This window comes from Pseudarthrobacter cellobiosi (assembly GCF_023913755.1).
GTDB classification, from domain to species: Bacteria; Actinomycetota; Actinomycetes; order Actinomycetales; family Micrococcaceae; genus Arthrobacter; species Arthrobacter cellobiosi.
The window spans coordinates 241,035-256,209 of the sequence record NZ_JAMXBJ010000048.1; the positions used below are offsets into that span (position 1 = coordinate 241,035).

Sequence of the window (15,175 nt, forward strand, 5' to 3'; positions counted from 1 at the left end):
AACGAAGGGCCCTCCCGACGGAAGCAATCTTCCAAGCCGGGAGGGCCCTTCCTTTTGTCTGGACTGCTTAGCCCTGCTCTACGACCAGCAGGAGGTCCCCGCCCTGGACCTGCTCCACCGCTGAAATGGCGAGCCGTGAGACTTTGCCTGCCGCCGGCGTCGTAATGGAGGCTTCCATCTTCATCGCTTCGATGGTGGCCACCGTGTCACCGGCGTTGACCGTGTCGCCGGCCTTGACGGTCACGGTGACGGCGCCGGCGAACGGCGCGGCGACGTGGCCCGGCTGGGCCGGGTCTGCCTTCTCGGCGGCCTTGACGTTGCTCACCACGGAGCGGTCACGGACCACAACGGGGCGGGACTGGCCGTTCAGGGTGCACATGACCGTCCGCATGCCCTTTTCGTCGGGCTCGGAAACAGCTTCCAGCGAGGCGATCAGCCGGACACCCTTCTCCAGCTGGATCTCGTGCTCGGCGCCGCGCTGAAGGCCGTAGAGGTAGTCGCGGGTGTCGAGGACGGAAATGTTGCCGTAGGTCTCGACGCTCTTGAGGTAATCCTTGGTGGGGCCTTCGAAGAGCAGGCGGTTCAGCGTGCTCTGGCGGGTCTTGGAATCGCCCTGGAGCGCGGCGCTGTCCTCGGGGCTGAGGTCAACGTCGCGGACCTTGATGCTGCGGCCCTGGAGCGCCTTGGTGCGGAAGGGTTCCGGCCATCCTCCGGGCGGGTCACCGAGTTCGCCGGACAGGAAGCCGATGACGGAGTCCGGGATGTCGTAGTTCTGAGGGTTTTCGTTGAAGTCCGCCGGATCTGCGTTGAGGCCCACGAGGTGCAGGGCGAGGTCGCCCACCACCTTGGACGACGGCGTGACCTTCACCAGGCGGCCCAGGATCCGGTCCGCCGCGGTGTACATGTCCTCGATCGCCTCGAAGCGCTCCCCCAGACCCAGCGCCATGGCCTGCTGGCGCAGGTTGGACAGCTGGCCGCCCGGGATTTCGTGCTGGTAGACACGGCCGGTGGGGCCTGGCAGGCCTGATTCGAACGGCGCGTAGACGCGGCGCACGGCTTCCCAGTACGGCTCAAGGGAGCTGACTGCGGCAAGGCTCAAGCCGGTGTCCCGCGGGGTGTGCGCCAGCGCCGCCACCAGGGCGGAGGCGGACGGCTGGCTGGTGGTCCCGGCCAGCGAGGCGGAGGCAACGTCAACAGCGTCCACGCCGGCGTCAACTGCCGCCATCAGGGTGGCCAGCTGGCCGCCTGCCGTGTCATGCGTGTGGAGGTGGACCGGGAGGTCGAAGCGTTCGCGCAGTGCGGCCACGAGCTTGGCGGCCGCTGCCGGGCGGAGCAGTCCGGCCATGTCCTTGATGGCCAGGATGTGCGCGCCGGCGTCCACAATCCGCTGGGCCAGTTCCAGGTAGTAGTCCAGCGTGTACAGCTTCTCGTCCGGGTTCAGCATGTCGCCGGTGTAGCACAGTGCTACCTCGGCTACTGCGGTGCCGGTGGCACGGACGGCGCGGATGGCCGGGGCCATCTGGTTCACGTCGTTCAGGGCATCGAAGATGCGGAAAATGTCGATACCCGTGGCAGCGGCCTCGTTGACGAAAGCCACCGTCACCTCTTCCGGGTACGGCGTGTAGCCCACCGTGTTCCGGCCACGCAGCAACATCTGCAGGCAGATGTTGGGCAGCGCCTTACGCAGGGCGGCCAGGCGGTCCCAGGGGTCCTCGCCGAGGAAGCGCAGGGCCACATCGTAGGTGGCGCCGCCCCAGGCCTCAACGGACAGGAGTTCCGGCAGGAGAGCTGTGACCGCGGGACCGGCGGCCACGAGGTCGCGGGTACGCACGCGGGTGGCCAGCAGGGACTGGTGGGCGTCGCGGAAGGTGGTGTCGGTGACGGCCACGGCGGTCTGCTCACGCAGGGCCTTGGCGAAGCCTTCGGGGCCAAGCTCCAGGAGGCGCTGGCGCGATCCCGGCGCTGCCTGCTGGTCCCCAACGGCCGGGAGTTTGGCGGCCGGATCCGAGTGCACGGTCAGCTCGCCGTTGGGCTTGTTGACCGTGACTTCGGCCAGCCAGGTCAGGAGCTTGGTGCCGCGGTCGGCGGAGACCCGGGCCTTCAGCAGCTGGGGACGCTCGTCGATGAAGTTGGTGGCGACGTTGCCGGCGATGAAGTCAGCATCGTCGAGCACGGCCTGGAGGAAGGAAATATTGGTGGACACACCCCGGATGCGGAACTCCGCGAGTGCCCGGCGTGCCCGGGCCACGGCGGCCGGGTAGTCGCGGCCGCGGCAGCTCAGCTTCACGAGCAGGGAGTCGAAGTGAGGACTGATTTCGGCACCCGAGTACACGGTGCCGCCGTCGAGCCTTACACCGGCGCCGCCGGCAGAGCGGTAGCCGGTGATCTTCCCGACGTCGGGCCGGAACCCGTTGGCCGGGTCCTCGGTGGTGATGCGGCACTGCAGCGCTGCGCCCTTAAGCTGGACCGTTTCCTGGGAGAGGCCAAGGTCCGCGAGGGTCTCGCCGGAAGCGATCCGAAGCTGTGCCTGCACCAGGTCAACGTCCGTCACTTCCTCAGTGACGGTGTGTTCGACCTGGATGCGGGGGTTCATTTCGATGAAGACGTGCTGTCCGGCGCGTTCGCCGACGGTGTCCACCAGGAACTCTACGGTTCCGGCGTTGACATAGTTCAGGGCCTTGGCGAACTTCACCGCGTCACGGTAAAGAGCCTGGCGGATGCCTTCGTCCAGGTTGGGCGCGGGGGCGATCTCAATGACCTTCTGGTGACGGCGCTGGATGGAGCAGTCACGTTCGAAGAGGTGGATGACGTTACCCTCGGCGTCGGCCAGGATCTGCACCTCGATGTGGCGCGGGCGGAGCACGGCCTGCTCCAGGAACATGGTGGGGTCACCGAATGCCGCATCGGCTTCGCGCATGGCGGCCTGCAGGGCCTCGGGAAGGGCTTCCCTCGTGTCGACGCGGCGCATGCCACGTCCGCCGCCGCCGGCGACGGCCTTGGCGAAGATGGGGAAACCGATCTCGTCGGCTGCCGCGATCAGCTCATCCATGTCCTTCGAGGGTTCACTCGATTTCAGGACCGGAACACCGGCCTCACGGGCAGCCTTAAGCGCTGCCACCTTGTTGCCGGCCAGCTCAAGCACTTCAGCCGGCGGGCCAACGAAGGTGATGCCCGCTTCTTGCGCAGCGCGGGCCAGATCGGGGTTTTCCGAAAGGAAGCCGTAGCCGGGGTAGATGGCGTCGGCGCCCGACTCCTTGGCGACGCGGACCACTTCGGCAACATCCAGGTAGGCCCGAACCGGATGCCCCACTTCGCCGATCAGATATGCCTCATCGGCCTTCTGGCGGTGGATCGAGTTTCGGTCCTCATTGGGGAAGACAGCAACGGTCTTAGCGCCCAGCTCGTAGCCGGCACGGAAGGCCCTGATCGCGATTTCGCCGCGGTTGGCCACCAGAATCTTGGAAAACATAATTCTCCTGCATCATTGCGGGTGTATCGGTAAGTGGTCACAGTGTCTAAGACCCGCGCTTAGAAATACAAATCATTGTGGCCACAGTCACAGAAGCTTCCGTCATGTCCCGCGTGCATCGACGGAGGCTGGCAGAACCAGCCACCCATACCATCGCCGTGCCATGCCGCGTCCCCATAAGACGGGATTCACCGGCGCAGCCACATATGATGAGTAAGGCGGCTCGAGCCGCTGGCTTCGGCAGTGCCGGAGCAAACATTACCCCCAACACGGCAGCCGGCGTTAGGTTTTGGTCTCACAAGTGCAAGTAGTCAGCATCAGCAGCCTCAAGGGCGGAGTCGGCAAGACGTCCGTCACCACAGGATTGGCGTCTGCGGCGCTTGCCGCGGGCATCCCCACACTGGTGGTGGACCTCGATCCCCATGCGGACGCGACCACTGCTTTGGGCGTCCAGGCCGGCGACCAGCTGGACATCGGCAGGATGCTCAAGAGCCCCCGCCGGGCCAAGCTAGCAGACAATGTCGCGGGAAGCTCCTGGACGGCACGGGCGCATCCCAACGGATCCGGACCGGCCGTCCTGGACGTCGCCGTGGGTTCGGCGTACACCGGCATCTACGACCGCCCCGACCTTGGCCGCCGGGACCTTCGCAGACTTTCCGCAGTCCTGGCTGGCGCCGACCGCTACGAGCTGGTCCTCATTGACTGCCCGCCGTCGCTGAACGGGCTGACCCGGATGGCCTGGTCCGCGAGTGACAAGGTGGCGCTCGTGGCCGAGCCGGGACTTTTCTCGGTGGCAGGAACGGAACGGACTATGCGGGCCATCCAGCTGTTCAAGCAGGAATTCGCGCCGAACCTTTCCCCCGCAGGCATCGTGGCCAACCGCGTGCGCACGGGCTCCTCCGAACACACGTACCGGCTCGCGGAAATGGAATCGATGTTCGGTGACCTGCTGCTGAGCCCGCGCATCCCTGAACAGGCGAACTGGCAACAGATCCAGGGCGCGGCGCACCCGGTGCACCACTGGCCCGGCGAATCCGCGAAGACATCCGCTGCATTGTTCGACGCCCTCCTTGTCAACCTCCTGGCGACCGGAAACGGCCTGCGAAACCGAACCCAGCGTTAACCCTTTGGCTGCAGCCCCGCTGCAGCCAAAGGGTTCCGCGGACAAAAAGAAGAGGCCACCCCGCCGGGGATGGCCTCTTCTTGTTGGTGTTGTGTCAGCCCGTTGTCAGCCGATCTTGCGGGCAGTGCGCCGCTTGCTCAGTTCGTCGTCGGGAAAGGACTGTTCGGCAGCGTGTTCGCTCGGCAGGGAAGCCAGGCTGCCCTCGACTTCGCGCCAGACCCGGCCCACGGCGATGCCGAAAACGCCTTGGCCACCCTGGACAAGATCGATGACCTCGTCTGCGGAGGTGCATTCGTAAACGCTCGCGCCGTCGCTCATGAGCGTGATCTGTGCCAGATCCTCCACGCCGCGTTCGCGCAGGTGTTCCACTGCCGTGCGGATCTGCTGAAGGGAAACACCGGTGTCCAGAAGCCGCTTGACTACCTTGAGGACGAGAATGTCCCGGAAGCCGTAGAGTCGCTGCGAGCCGGAGCCTGCGGCGCCGCGGACTGCGGGCTCAACCAGCCCGGTGCGTGCCCAGTAGTCCAGTTGGCGATACGTGATGCCGGCCGCCTTGCAGGCCGTGGGGCCGCGGTAGCCGGCGTCCTCATCCAGGACGGGAAGGTCTTCGGTAAACAGGAGGCCCTGGGCACCGCTCGCGGGCACAGCCACACCAGCCGTTGTGGGCTGTTTCAGCCCGCCTGCTTCGCCTTTGGGACTCACCTGGATCCTCCTTGTCATAAGCTCCCGGGGACCACTGCATCAGCCGGTGCACGCATGAAGTCCATGCATGTAATTTCGCGGGGGTCGTACTTTTACAGTGTGACTTGCGCGGCTGCTGTAAGCAATGGGAGCTTGTACCTTCGACGTTAGGCCCGCTGCGCCCCAAGGTCAAAGATCTAGGCCGCTTGGCACAGGCGTGTCGGAACATTCAGGCTCAACTTTAACCTTAACGTGACCTCAGCCGTCGAAGTCTTCGGGCTCCACATCGTCCAGGAACTCACGGAAGCGCCGCAGTTCGCGCTCCTCGTCCACGGTGGGGCCCGGGTCAGTGTCCTCCCCCTCGTCATGCTCGGTAATACGGACTCCGGCTTCATCCATTACCGAGTCGGCACACCAGATGCGGCATTTGGCCCGCAATGCGATCGCGAGGGCGTCCGATGCCCGCGAGCTGACGGTGGTGCCGTTCTCGAACTGGAGCTGGCCATAAAAGATGTTGTCCTCAACGGCCACAATGTTGACGCTGACAACCGAATGGCCCAGGGACTCCACCACGTCCACCAGGAGGTCGTGGGTCATCGGGCGCGGAGGCACTACCCCTTGCTGGGCCAGGGCGATGGCACTTGCCTCTGGAGTCCCGATCCAGATGGGCACGTGACGTTCGCCGTGGATCTCGCGCAGCAGCACGAGCGGCTGGTTGGACGGCAGTTCGATGCGAACGCCTACGATCTCCACTTCGATCATCAGATGTCCATACGTGAGATACGGTCCTGGACCAGTGCCCGGTGCAGGACCAGGCAGAGGTCGCTGATTTCGCGGGCCGCTTCCGCAGCCCGCGCCTGTGACGCGGAATCGCGCCGGGACGCGAGCGGCGCAACTGCGCGCTCCACGAGTCCGAATTCACGTTCCGCGGCGGCCTGGAACGGCCGCAGGTGGCGCGGCTCAAGGCCGTGGCTCTCCAGTTGCACGCAGGCACGGGCCACCTGGAGGGCGTGCTCGTCGAACTTGCCGTTGCTGTGGCTGATCAGCCCGAAGCTCAGCAGCGATTGGAGTAACGGAACGCTGGCGCCGGACTCGGCCCGCAGCTGTTCCTCGCTGAATTTCCGGCCGCGGTTCTGAAGCTCTACGGCCAATTCATCCGAAACGATCCTCGGCGAAACCACGACGCCGGGCGGCAGGTTCTCGGGCCGCTCTCCCCTGTCGATCGCATCAAGGTAGTCCTTGATGACTTTCAGTGGAAGGTACTGGTCCCGCTGCAGCGCCAGCACAAAACGGAGACGTTCGACGTCACTGTCCGAGTACTGCCGGTATCCGGCCGGAGTGCGGCGCGGATTAATCAGTCCCTTTTCCTCGAGGAACCTGATTTTCGACGCGGTCATACCCGGAAAGTCGCCGCTAAGTTGCGCGAGGACTTCCCCGATGTTCAGAACTTGGGGCCCCCGGCGTTCCGGTTGTGCCATTGCCACGGGCAAGTGTCCCGAGATCAGGCGCGGCCTGCTGCGCGGGCAGGGCTCAGGTAGAAGGTGAGTCGGAACTTGCCGATCTGGACTTCGTTCCCGGACTTTAGCTCAACACTGTCCACGCGGTCGTGGTTGACGTAAGTGCCGTTGAGGCTGCCGGTATCCACCACTTCAAAGCTCCGCGCCGTGCGGCGGAACTCGACGTGGCGCCGCGAGACGGTGACGTCATCCAGGAAGATGTCGGCGTCAGGATGACGGCCGGCCGTGGTGGTGTCCGTGTCAAGCAGGAAGCGGGCACCCGCGTTCGGGCCGCTGTGGGCCACCAGGAGCGCGGAACCGGCCGGCAGCGCCTCCACGGATGAACGCTCGTCCGTGGACAGCATGGGGGCGATGGTGGGCTCGTCGGAGACGGGGGTGAGATGGATCGAGGTGGTCTCCGAAGCCCGGGCCGCACCTGTGCCGTACTCGCCTTCGGCAGGGTCCTGTTCGTGGCCAACCATGGATTCCTCCTCTTTCGCTGCAGCTCTCACGCCTGCAATCAACTTTTGCCCTGACGGATCCGCCTCGCGGATCCGATGCCGGGCTCCGATCCGGCCACTGACGTGCGAAGACGCCCGTTGGCCGGACCGGATGAACCCGTTAGCTTCAGCCTACCTGCTGTTCGTACTCGGATGCACTGAGCAAGGATTCCACAGCGTCCGCTTCTGCTAGCCGGATCTCGATCAGCCAGCCGTCGCCGTACGGATCGGAGTTGATCAAGGCCGAATCGGTATCGAGGGATTCGTTGCGTGCCACGACTTCGCCGCTGACCGGAGCATAGATATCGCTGACGCTCTTGGTGGATTCGACCTCGCCCACGACTTCGTTCGCGGTGACTTTGGTGCCGGCTTCCGGCATCTGGGCATAGACAACATCTCCGAGTGCGTCCTGCGCGAAGTCGGTGATGCCCACCCGGACCACGCCGTCGGCGCTCGGTGCGGATACCCACTCGTGCTCGGCGGTGTAGGACAGGTCTTCGGGAATGTTGCTCATCAGGGGCCTTTCATCGGGTCAATCACCAATGTCAACGGGGCCTGGAAAAGAAGCCGCCGCTGAAAGTATAGGCACAACTCCACGGGCGTTCGAGGAGGATTCTGACATGATGAGACGCATGAGAACACACTCAGAGGAATCGCCCGCGAAAAAGGCGAACTGGGCTGCGCGGATCATCCTCGTTGTGGTGGCGTTGGTGGTCCTCGCTATCGCTTACTTTGCCTTTGCGGCCATCCTCCCGGTCTGGTGGGCGAATGTTATCCGCAACCAGGTCGAGGGCAATCTTGGGGCGGGCATCCTGGTGGGGATGTTTTACGGGTTCGTTTTCACGTTCGTCCCCCTCCTGGTGGCCTGGCAGGCGACGCGCAAATCCGTGAACTGGCCCTGGAAGCTGACCATCGTCCTCGCCGCTGTGGCTCTCGCGTCCCCTAATCTGCTGACCGCCGGGATCATGTTCGGCAGCTCGCAGGCCGCCCACAACGGACAGCGGATCCTTGGCACCGAGGCAACCTGGTTCCCGCTGTGGACACAGATCTCAGCCATCGCAGCCGCCGTCATCTTTGTGGTTGGCGTGATCCTATGGAGGGTCTGGCGGCAGCGCGGGAAGAAGATGAAGGTGCTCAAGAAGGCAGATGCCGAGCGTTCCCTGGCTGCGAAGGCAGCCAAGGACTCCGCCGCCAGCTCACCTGCCCCTGAGGCGCAGTCCGCAACCGACAGCCAGGCTGACCGCAGGTAAACCATGCCGGAGCTTCCCGAGGTTGCAGGCCTGGCCGGTTTCCTGGACGAGCACCTGCGCGGAGCGGTGGTGCGGAAGGTCCAGATCGTTTCTTTTGCCGTTCTGAAGACAGCGGATCCGCCGTTCACAGCGCTGGAGAACTGCACCGTCGCCGGCGTGCGGCGGTTCGGAAAGTTTGTCAGCATTGACACCGACGGGCCGTCGTTTGTCTTCCACCTCGCCCGGGCGGGCTGGGTCCGCTTCACGGACGCCCCCACAGACACCCAGCTCCGGATGGGAAAGGGCCACATCGCCATGCGGCTGGCGTTCACCGGGCCGGACGGTGCCCATGGCATGGATCTCACCGAGGCGGGGACCAAAAAGAGCCTTGCCGTGTACGTGGTGCGCGACCCCCACGACGTGCCGGGCATCGCGGCGCTCGGGCCGGACCCGTTCAGCGCAGCGTTCGACGCCGACATGCTGGCGGATATTCTCGGCTCCACTTCCCAGCAGATCAAGGGCGTCCTACGGAGCCAGAGCGTGATCGCGGGGATAGGGAACGCCTACAGCGACGAGATCCTGCATGCTGCGAGGATCTCCCCCTTTGCCACCGCCAAGTCCTTGGACCGCGGCATGGTGCAGGTGCTGTACGACGCCATCCACAGCGTGCTCGGAACAGCCCTGGCCGAAGCCGAGGGCAAGCCACCAAGCGAGCTCAAGGACGTCAAACGCAGCCACATGCGGGTCCATGCCCGCACCGGCGAGGCTTGCCCGGTGTGTGGTGACACAGTCCGGGAGGTGTCCTTCGCGGATACTTCCTTGCAGTACTGTCCCACGTGCCAGACCAAGGGAAAGATCCTGGCGGACCGCAGGACATCGAAGTTCCTGAAATAGGCCAGGCCGCTAAACATCCGAAAAGGACGGCACAAAACAGAAGCGTCCCGGAGAAAATTCTCCGGGACGCTTCTGTTTTGGTCGGGCTGACAGGATTTGAACCTGCGACCCCTTGACCCCCAGTCAAGTGCGCTACCAAGCTGCGCTACAGCCCGTTAGTTCCGCCGTTCTCCGCTGCGTTTACTCCTGATGTTAGCCAGGATTTCAACTCAGCAGTCCGGCCGAACCACCTTGAAAAGCTTACACGATCCCGGAGGGTGCAAGTGACACTTTGCCGCCTGCACACCCCCCGCGTGTCCTAATTAACGCTTCTTGCCGCGCTTTTCACGGACGCGCATGTTGACCTCGATGGGCGTGCCCTCAAAACCGAACGTTTCGCGGAGCCTGCGGGTGATGAAGCGGCGGTAGCCCGGGTCCAGGAATCCGGTGGTGAACAGCACAAACTTCGGCGGCCGGCTGGACGCCTGCGTGCCGTACAGGATGCGCGGCTGCTTTCCGCCGCGGACCGGGTGCGGGTGCGCCGCCACAAGCTCACCGAGGAAGGCATTGAGCTTGCCGGTGGGGATGCGCCTGTCCCAGTTCTCCAGCGCCAGGTCCAGGGCGGGAACCAGGCGGTCCTTGTGCCAGCCGGTCAGCGCGGAAATGTTGACCCGGGGCGCCCAGGCCACGTGGGCCAGGTCCTGCTCGATTTCGCGCTCCAGGTAGGTGCGGCGTTCGTCGTCGAGCAGGTCCCACTTGTTGAAGGCCAGCACCAGCGCGCGGCCGGACTCGATGGCCAGCTGCAGGATGCGGACGTCCTGCTCGCTGAGGACCTCATCCACCGCGAGAAGAACGACGGCGACCTCCGCCTTTTCGAGCGCGGCCTGCGTCCGGAGGGAGGCGTAGTAGTCGGCACCCTGCGCCATGTGCTGACGGCGGCGGATGCCTGCCGTGTCCACAAAGCGCCAGGTGCGGTCGCCGAGTTCAATGAACTCATCCACCGGATCACGCGTGGTGCCGGCGGTGTTGTCCACTACGACACGTTCGGACCCTGCCAGCTTGTTCAGCAGCGAGGACTTGCCCACGTTCGGGCGGCCGATCAGTGCGATGCGGCGCGGGCCGCCCGAACGTTCCAGGCCCTCAATCGTGGAGAACTCCGGCAGTGTGTCCATCACGTGGTCCAGGAGGTCGGCCACGCCGCGCCCGTGCAGGGCGGAGACGGGGTAGGGTTCACCGAAGCCGAGGCCCCACAGGCTGGCGGAGTCCGCCTCCTGGGCGAAGTCGTCCACCTTGTTGGCCACCATGATGACCGGCTTCTTGCTGCGGCGGAGCATCTTCATGACGCCTTCGTCCGTTGCGGTGGCGCCCACCGCGGAGTCGACGACGAAGAGCACGGCGTCAGCCAGTTCCACGGCCATTTCGGCCTGTTCTGCCACCCGGGCGTGGATGCCGCGGGCATCGTGCTCCCAGCCGCCGGTGTCCACCACGGTGAAGTTGCGCCCGTTCCAATGTGCCGAGTACATGACCCGGTCCCGCGTCACGCCGGGAGTATCCTCGACCACGGCTTCGCGGCGGCCCAGGATGCGGTTCACAAGGGTGGATTTACCCACGTTGGGACGGCCGATGATGGCAAGCACGGGATCGAGCTTGACCGGACCGTCAAAGTCCTCGTCCTCGTAGTCCCCGCTCAGAAGGGCGGCGTCTTCCTCGTCGAGTTCGTAGTCGGCCAGGCCGGCGCGGAGCGATGCGGCACGCATCTCCGCTTCGTCGTCGTCCATGGCGGCCAGCCGCTCGGCCACCTGGTCCGTGCCGGTGGGCGTGTATTCGTCTTCGCCGGCGCCGAAGTGGCCGGAGGTTTGAGTCGTATCGCTCATTGCACTTTCCTTAGTGGTCATCTGCCGGCGTCCCGGCTACTGCTGTGAAGTTCGTGCGGAAATCCGCGTGGGGCAAAGGCTGCCCACTGTGTTGGATGGTCTCCTGGACGTGCCCAGCAAGCGCAGCGCGGATTTCCATTCCCGCCCTGTCCATTGAAGCACGGCCCGTTTCGCCGGGGTTGCGGCTGAGGGTCAGTGCGTTGCCGAAGCTGACGTGGAACCGCCGCCCCGGCCTGGGTACCGTGTCGAGGTGTTCGTTGCCCGTCCGGGTGCCGAGGATCGCCACGGGAACCACGGGGGCTCCCGAGTTCAGCGCCAGCCAGGCCACCCCGTTGTTGATGTCTGTTGCCTGGCCGCTCCCCCGCGTACCTTCCGGAAGAATCCCGATGCAGCGGCCGGCGTCGAGCATGTTCTTGCCCAAAAGCAGCGCAGCACGGTCCCCGGAGCGATCCACCGGCAGCTGGCCGGAAGCCCGAAGGACCCGACCCAGCAAGCCCTTGAACATCTCCTTCTTGACCAGGATGTGCATGGGACGCGGCGACGCGCCGAACATCACCGGCCCGTCCAGGAAACTGATGTGGTTGCCGGCAAAAATCACCGGCCCGCCTGTAGGCACATTGTCCCGGCCAGTGACGGATGTCCGGTACACCACGTGGTCCAGGAGCCAGCCGACGGGCCGGCTCCAGGTCATGGTCAGGCCGGAGGGAAGCCGCACGCCGCGGTCAGTCACGGTTAAGCACCTTCGTGACGATCACGAGCGCCGCGTCCACGGTCTCGGCGAAGTCCAGATCGGAAGAATCCAGGGTGACAACACCGTCGGCAGCCTGGGTGAAGTTCACCACCGTGGAATCCTTGGCGTCGCGCTGGGTGACCTGGGCGGCGAGCTGCTCCGCATTCTGCGTGCCGCCCAGCTGGATGCCGCGGCGGCGAAGCCGGGCCTCCTCACTGGCAGTCAGCAGCATGCGGACTTCCGCACCCGGGGCCACGACAGTAGTGATGTCCCGGCCCTCCACCACGATGCGGCGGTGGTGCTTTTCAATGAGCTCACGCTGCCGGCGGATCAGTTCGGTCCGGGCACCAAGGGTGGTGGCCACCGCACTGACCGCCGAAGAAATTGCCGGTTCACGAATGGCGTCCGTGACGTCGGCGCCGTTCACGCGGACGTATTCCTCCCGCGGCGTGGTGCTCAGTTCCAGGACCAGATCCCGGGAAGCCTGCTCTACGGCGGCGGCGTCGCTGAGGTCAATTCCGCTGGTGACGCAGAACCAGGTCAGGGCCCGGTACATGGCACCGGTGTCCAGGTAAGCAAGGTGCAGCCGGCGGGCCACTTCCTTGCTCACGCTGGACTTGCCGGAGCCTGACGGCCCGTCGATGGCAACCACCAGGGGCCTGCCGACGCGCAAGGCCGGAAGAGTGTCAAGAAGTTCTTGTGTCATTACTGCAATACCCGCCATCCGCGGTCGTTGAGTGCTTCGATCAGATGGTCATGCTTGTTCGGCAGCACCGACAGTTCCACCATGCCCACGTTCTGGCCCGATGAATGGTCCAGCCGAAGGTCCTCCACGTTCACGCCGATCTCACCGATTTCGGTGAGGAGCTGCGCGATCTGTCCCGGCCGGTCATCCACGAGGACCGTCAGCCAGGAGTAGGCCTGCGGCGGGCCACCATGCTTGCCCGGAATACGGGCCTGCCCGGCATTGCCTTCGCTGATCAGCTGGGCCAGGTCAAGCCTGGCGCCCGGCGCAAGCGGTTCCTCGAGCGTGCCGATGAGCCGGTTCAGGTCCTCGCGGACTCCGTAAAGGATCTCCACGACCTTCCCCGCGTTGCCGCCCAGGATCTGGACCCACAGCGTGGGATCGCTGGCGGCGATCCGCGTGACGTCCCGCAGCCCGTTGCCGGCGAGGGACAGCGCGTGAAGCGGCGTCCCCTGCAGCCGGCTGGCCAGCAGGGAGGACATGATCTGGGGCAGGTGCGATACCAAGGCCACGGCTTCGTCGTGTTCGTCGGCAGTGAACTGGGAGACCACAGCTCCCAGGTCCGATGCCAGGGAGCGCGCAGTCTGCACGGCAGCCGCGGATGACTCCGGGCCCGGACAAACCACCCACGGCATGGACGTGAAGAGCTCGCCGCGGGCCGCAACCGGCCCGGACTTTTCGCGCCCTGCCATCGGGTGGGTGCCCACATAGCGGGTGAGGTCCGCGCCGCGGCCGCCCAACTCCGCCAGGATGGCGGCTTTGACGCTGGCGATGTCAACCACCCCGGAATCCGGGTAGTCGGCAAGCGCACGGGCCACGACGTCGGCAGTCACGTCCGGCGGTGCTGCCACCACCACAAGCTCCGGCGCCTCGTCCCCGAGCTGGTCCAGGGGCTGGCCGGCACCGATGTCGACGGCCACCGCCTGGTTGGTCGGCGACGGGTCAGACAGGAACACGGGCACGCCGCGCCCACGCAGGCCCAGCCCGATGCTGGCACCGAGCAGGCCGGTGCCAATCACCACGACCGGCCCATTGAGGTGTCCCCGCCCGCGGGAGCGAAATGCGGACATGCCTCAGAGTCCTACGGATGCCAGCAGGTGGCCGACTTCCTGCTTGCCAAGGTTGCGGATGCTGCCCTGGCGCTGGTCGCCCAGGCCAATGGGACCGACCTTGACGCGCACCAGGCGCAGGACCGGGAACCCAACGGCGTCGAACAGGCGACGGACAATCCGGTTCTTGCCCGAGTGCAGGATCACTTCGATCAGCACGTGGCCCGGAGTGGAGTCCACCAGCTTGAAGGAGTCAACGGAGGCAAAGCCATCCTCGAGTTCCACACCTTCCCGGAGCTGGGCGCCGACTCCCTGCGGGAACGGGCCGCGGACCTGGACCAGGTAGGTCTTCGGGACCTCGTAGGACGGGTGTGTCAGCCGGTTGGCGAGTTCGCCGTCGTTCGTCAGCAGCAGCAGACCTTCGGTGGCGACGTCCAGCCGGCCTACGTGGAACAGGCGTTCGCCCTGGTGGGTCTTCCGCACGAAATCGCTGATGCAGGGGCGGCCGTCGGGGTCCTCCATGGTGGACACCACGCCCTTGGGCTTGTTGAAGACCATGTACACGAGGTTTTCATCCAGCTGGATGCGCAGGCCATCAACGTGGATGACTGCCGTCTTGGGGTCCACGCGGACACCAAGCTCGGTGACAACCTGGCCGTCGACCTCTACCCGGCCTTCGGCGATCATCTCTTCGCAGACGCGGCGCGAAGCCACGCCGGCCTGGGCCATGACCTTCTGCAGGCGCGTGCCGTCGGCGTCGTGCATTTCCGACTGCGGAACGTCACCGCGGGGTCCACGCTTGCGGGCAGGCTTCCGCACAGGGCCAAGGTTCTGGCCAAACCGTTCGCTGCCGAAGGCGCGTGACGCCGCCGCCCCGGGCCTGCCGGTGCGCGGCTTGGGCTTGAGTGCGCCCGGGGTGCCGGGAGCCTTATTGGCGCCCGGCTTGCGGGCAGCAGGCTTGCGCGCCGAGGGGCTGGCGGCCGGCTTCCAGTCGGAGGCACCGCGGCCGGCCGGTGGCGACGCCGGGACGTCGCCGGGATCCACAAATGGCTCCTCGCGAGGCCTCGGGGCCTTGTACGGCCGGTCGCCGCCGCCGAATCCGGCGTTGCGCTTGCCTGCGCCGGCGCGGAATCCGCCGCCCGCCGCGCTGGGGCGGCCGCTGCTGCCCTGTGCAGGGTTACGGCTGGCGCCGCCCTGCGCCGAATTACGGCTGGCGCCGCCCTGTCCGGCATTGCGTTCTGAACTGTTACGTCCCGAACTGTTACGTGGTGAACCCTGGCGTCCCGCCTGTGTCATGACCCGTCCTTCGTTATTTGGCCCGCTGGTTGTCCAAGAACAACCCTAGCCAGCCATGCAGAAATTATCTGCCCTTATGAATATTCGTGTGCGCACGCGGGATTTCCCGC

Annotated in this window: 14 protein-coding genes and 1 tRNA gene; 3 read left to right on the forward strand and 12 right to left on the reverse strand. The window is 65.6% G+C overall.

Features of this window, described 5'->3' with window-relative positions; all coding sequences use genetic code 11:
- Positions 1-67 precede the first annotated feature (67 nt).
- On the reverse strand, positions 68-3,469 hold the full coding sequence (locus NG696_RS15685) for a pyruvate carboxylase (RefSeq protein WP_252569348.1): 3,402 nt from the start codon (positions 3,467-3,469) through the stop codon (positions 68-70).
- Positions 3,470-3,770: 301 nt separating this feature from the next.
- On the opposite strand from NG696_RS15685, the gene NG696_RS15690 reads away from it, so the two are divergent.
- Positions 3,771-4,592: a ParA family protein gene (locus tag NG696_RS15690; protein ID WP_252569351.1), complete on the forward strand. Its 822-nt coding sequence runs from the start codon at positions 3,771-3,773 to the stop codon at positions 4,590-4,592.
- A gap of 105 nt (positions 4,593-4,697) precedes the next feature.
- On the opposite strand, the gene NG696_RS15695 is transcribed toward NG696_RS15690, so the two are convergent.
- The 5 genes from NG696_RS15695 to gcvH form a co-directional block, all read right to left on the reverse strand.
- Positions 4,698-5,294 (reverse strand): MerR family transcriptional regulator, encoded by a 597-nt coding sequence (locus tag NG696_RS15695; protein WP_252569354.1) that lies wholly within the window; start codon positions 5,292-5,294, stop codon positions 4,698-4,700.
- A 237-nt stretch (positions 5,295-5,531) separates the two neighbouring features.
- Positions 5,532-6,035 (reverse strand): bifunctional nuclease family protein, encoded by a 504-nt coding sequence (locus tag NG696_RS15700; protein WP_056342311.1) that lies wholly within the window; start codon positions 6,033-6,035, stop codon positions 5,532-5,534.
- The gene (gene ftsR / locus NG696_RS15705; protein WP_252569480.1) at positions 6,035-6,751 is read right to left on the reverse strand and encodes a transcriptional regulator FtsR; all 717 of its coding nucleotides are present in this window, start codon (positions 6,749-6,751) and stop codon (positions 6,035-6,037) included. Before ftsR ends, NG696_RS15700 begins: the two co-directional genes overlap by 1 nt.
- A 23-nt stretch (positions 6,752-6,774) precedes the next feature.
- Positions 6,775-7,251: an FHA domain-containing protein gene (locus NG696_RS15710; RefSeq protein ID WP_252569356.1), complete on the reverse strand. Its 477-nt coding sequence runs from the start codon at positions 7,249-7,251 to the stop codon at positions 6,775-6,777.
- Positions 7,252-7,396: 145 nt separating this feature from the next.
- Positions 7,397-7,783, reverse strand: coding sequence for a glycine cleavage system protein GcvH (gcvH, locus tag NG696_RS15715; protein WP_056342321.1), 387 nt, complete (start codon positions 7,781-7,783; stop codon positions 7,397-7,399).
- Positions 7,784-7,901: 118 nt separating this feature from the next.
- On the opposite strand from gcvH, the gene NG696_RS15720 reads away from it, so the two are divergent.
- Together NG696_RS15720 and NG696_RS15725 are read left to right on the forward strand one after the other, a co-directional pair.
- A complete protein-coding gene (locus NG696_RS15720) occupies positions 7,902-8,519 on the forward strand; it encodes a hypothetical protein (protein ID WP_252576101.1) in 618 nt (205 codons plus the stop codon).
- Between the two features lie 3 nt (positions 8,520-8,522).
- A complete protein-coding gene (locus NG696_RS15725; RefSeq protein WP_252569360.1) occupies positions 8,523-9,392 on the forward strand; it encodes an Fpg/Nei family DNA glycosylase in 870 nt (289 codons plus the stop codon).
- Between the two features lie 78 nt (positions 9,393-9,470).
- On the opposite strand, the gene NG696_RS15730 is transcribed toward NG696_RS15725, so the two are convergent.
- The 6 genes from NG696_RS15730 to NG696_RS15755 all read right to left on the reverse strand — a co-directional run bounded on the left by NG696_RS15730 (position 9,471) and on the right by NG696_RS15755 (position 15,065).
- Positions 9,471-9,547: transfer RNA gene (locus tag NG696_RS15730), tRNA-Pro, on the reverse strand.
- A 147-nt stretch (positions 9,548-9,694) separates the two neighbouring features.
- The gene (gene der / locus NG696_RS15735) at positions 9,695-11,245 is read right to left on the reverse strand and encodes a ribosome biogenesis GTPase Der (protein ID WP_252569363.1); all 1,551 of its coding nucleotides are present in this window, start codon (positions 11,243-11,245) and stop codon (positions 9,695-9,697) included.
- A gap of 10 nt (positions 11,246-11,255) precedes the next feature.
- A complete protein-coding gene (locus NG696_RS15740) occupies positions 11,256-11,936 on the reverse strand; it encodes a lysophospholipid acyltransferase family protein (RefSeq protein ID WP_058932703.1) in 681 nt (226 codons plus the stop codon).
- Positions 11,937-11,967: 31 nt separating this feature from the next.
- Positions 11,968-12,681, reverse strand: coding sequence for a (d)CMP kinase (gene cmk / locus NG696_RS15745; RefSeq protein ID WP_252569366.1), 714 nt, complete (start codon positions 12,679-12,681; stop codon positions 11,968-11,970).
- On the reverse strand, positions 12,681-13,790 hold the full coding sequence (locus NG696_RS15750; RefSeq protein WP_252576102.1) for a prephenate dehydrogenase: 1,110 nt from the start codon (positions 13,788-13,790) through the stop codon (positions 12,681-12,683). Before NG696_RS15750 ends, cmk begins: the two co-directional genes overlap by 1 nt.
- A 3-nt stretch (positions 13,791-13,793) precedes the next feature.
- The gene (locus NG696_RS15755; protein ID WP_252576103.1) at positions 13,794-15,065 is read right to left on the reverse strand and encodes a pseudouridine synthase; all 1,272 of its coding nucleotides are present in this window, start codon (positions 15,063-15,065) and stop codon (positions 13,794-13,796) included.
- Positions 15,066-15,175 lie beyond the last annotated feature (110 nt).

Coding starts and splice junctions, on each gene's coding strand:
- NG696_RS15685 (WP_252569348.1), bottom strand. CDS start 3,469: ATGTTTTCCAAGATTCTGGTGGCCAACCGCGGCGAAATCGCGATCAGG.
- NG696_RS15700 (WP_056342311.1), bottom strand. CDS start 6,035: ATGATCGAAGTGGAGATCGTAGGCGTTCGCATCGAACTGCCGTCCAAC.
- ftsR (WP_252569480.1), bottom strand. CDS start 6,751: ATGGCACAACCGGAACGCCGGGGGCCCCAAGTTCTGAACATCGGGGAA.
- NG696_RS15710 (WP_252569356.1), bottom strand. CDS start 7,251: ATGGTTGGCCACGAACAGGACCCTGCCGAAGGCGAGTACGGCACAGGT.
- gcvH (WP_056342321.1), bottom strand. CDS start 7,783: ATGAGCAACATTCCCGAAGACCTGTCCTACACCGCCGAGCACGAGTGG.
- NG696_RS15720 (WP_252576101.1), top strand. CDS start 7,902: ATGAGAACACACTCAGAGGAATCGCCCGCGAAAAAGGCGAACTGGGCT.
- NG696_RS15725 (WP_252569360.1), top strand. CDS start 8,523: ATGCCGGAGCTTCCCGAGGTTGCAGGCCTGGCCGGTTTCCTGGACGAG.
- der (WP_252569363.1), bottom strand. CDS start 11,245: ATGAGCGATACGACTCAAACCTCCGGCCACTTCGGCGCCGGCGAAGAC.
- NG696_RS15740 (WP_058932703.1), bottom strand. CDS start 11,936: ATGACCTGGAGCCGGCCCGTCGGCTGGCTCCTGGACCACGTGGTGTAC.
- cmk (WP_252569366.1), bottom strand. CDS start 12,681: ATGACACAAGAACTTCTTGACACTCTTCCGGCCTTGCGCGTCGGCAGG.
- NG696_RS15750 (WP_252576102.1), bottom strand. CDS start 13,790: ATGTCCGCATTTCGCTCCCGCGGGCGGGGACACCTCAATGGGCCGGTC.
- NG696_RS15755 (WP_252576103.1), bottom strand. CDS start 15,065: ATGACACAGGCGGGACGCCAGGGTTCACCACGTAACAGTTCGGGACGT.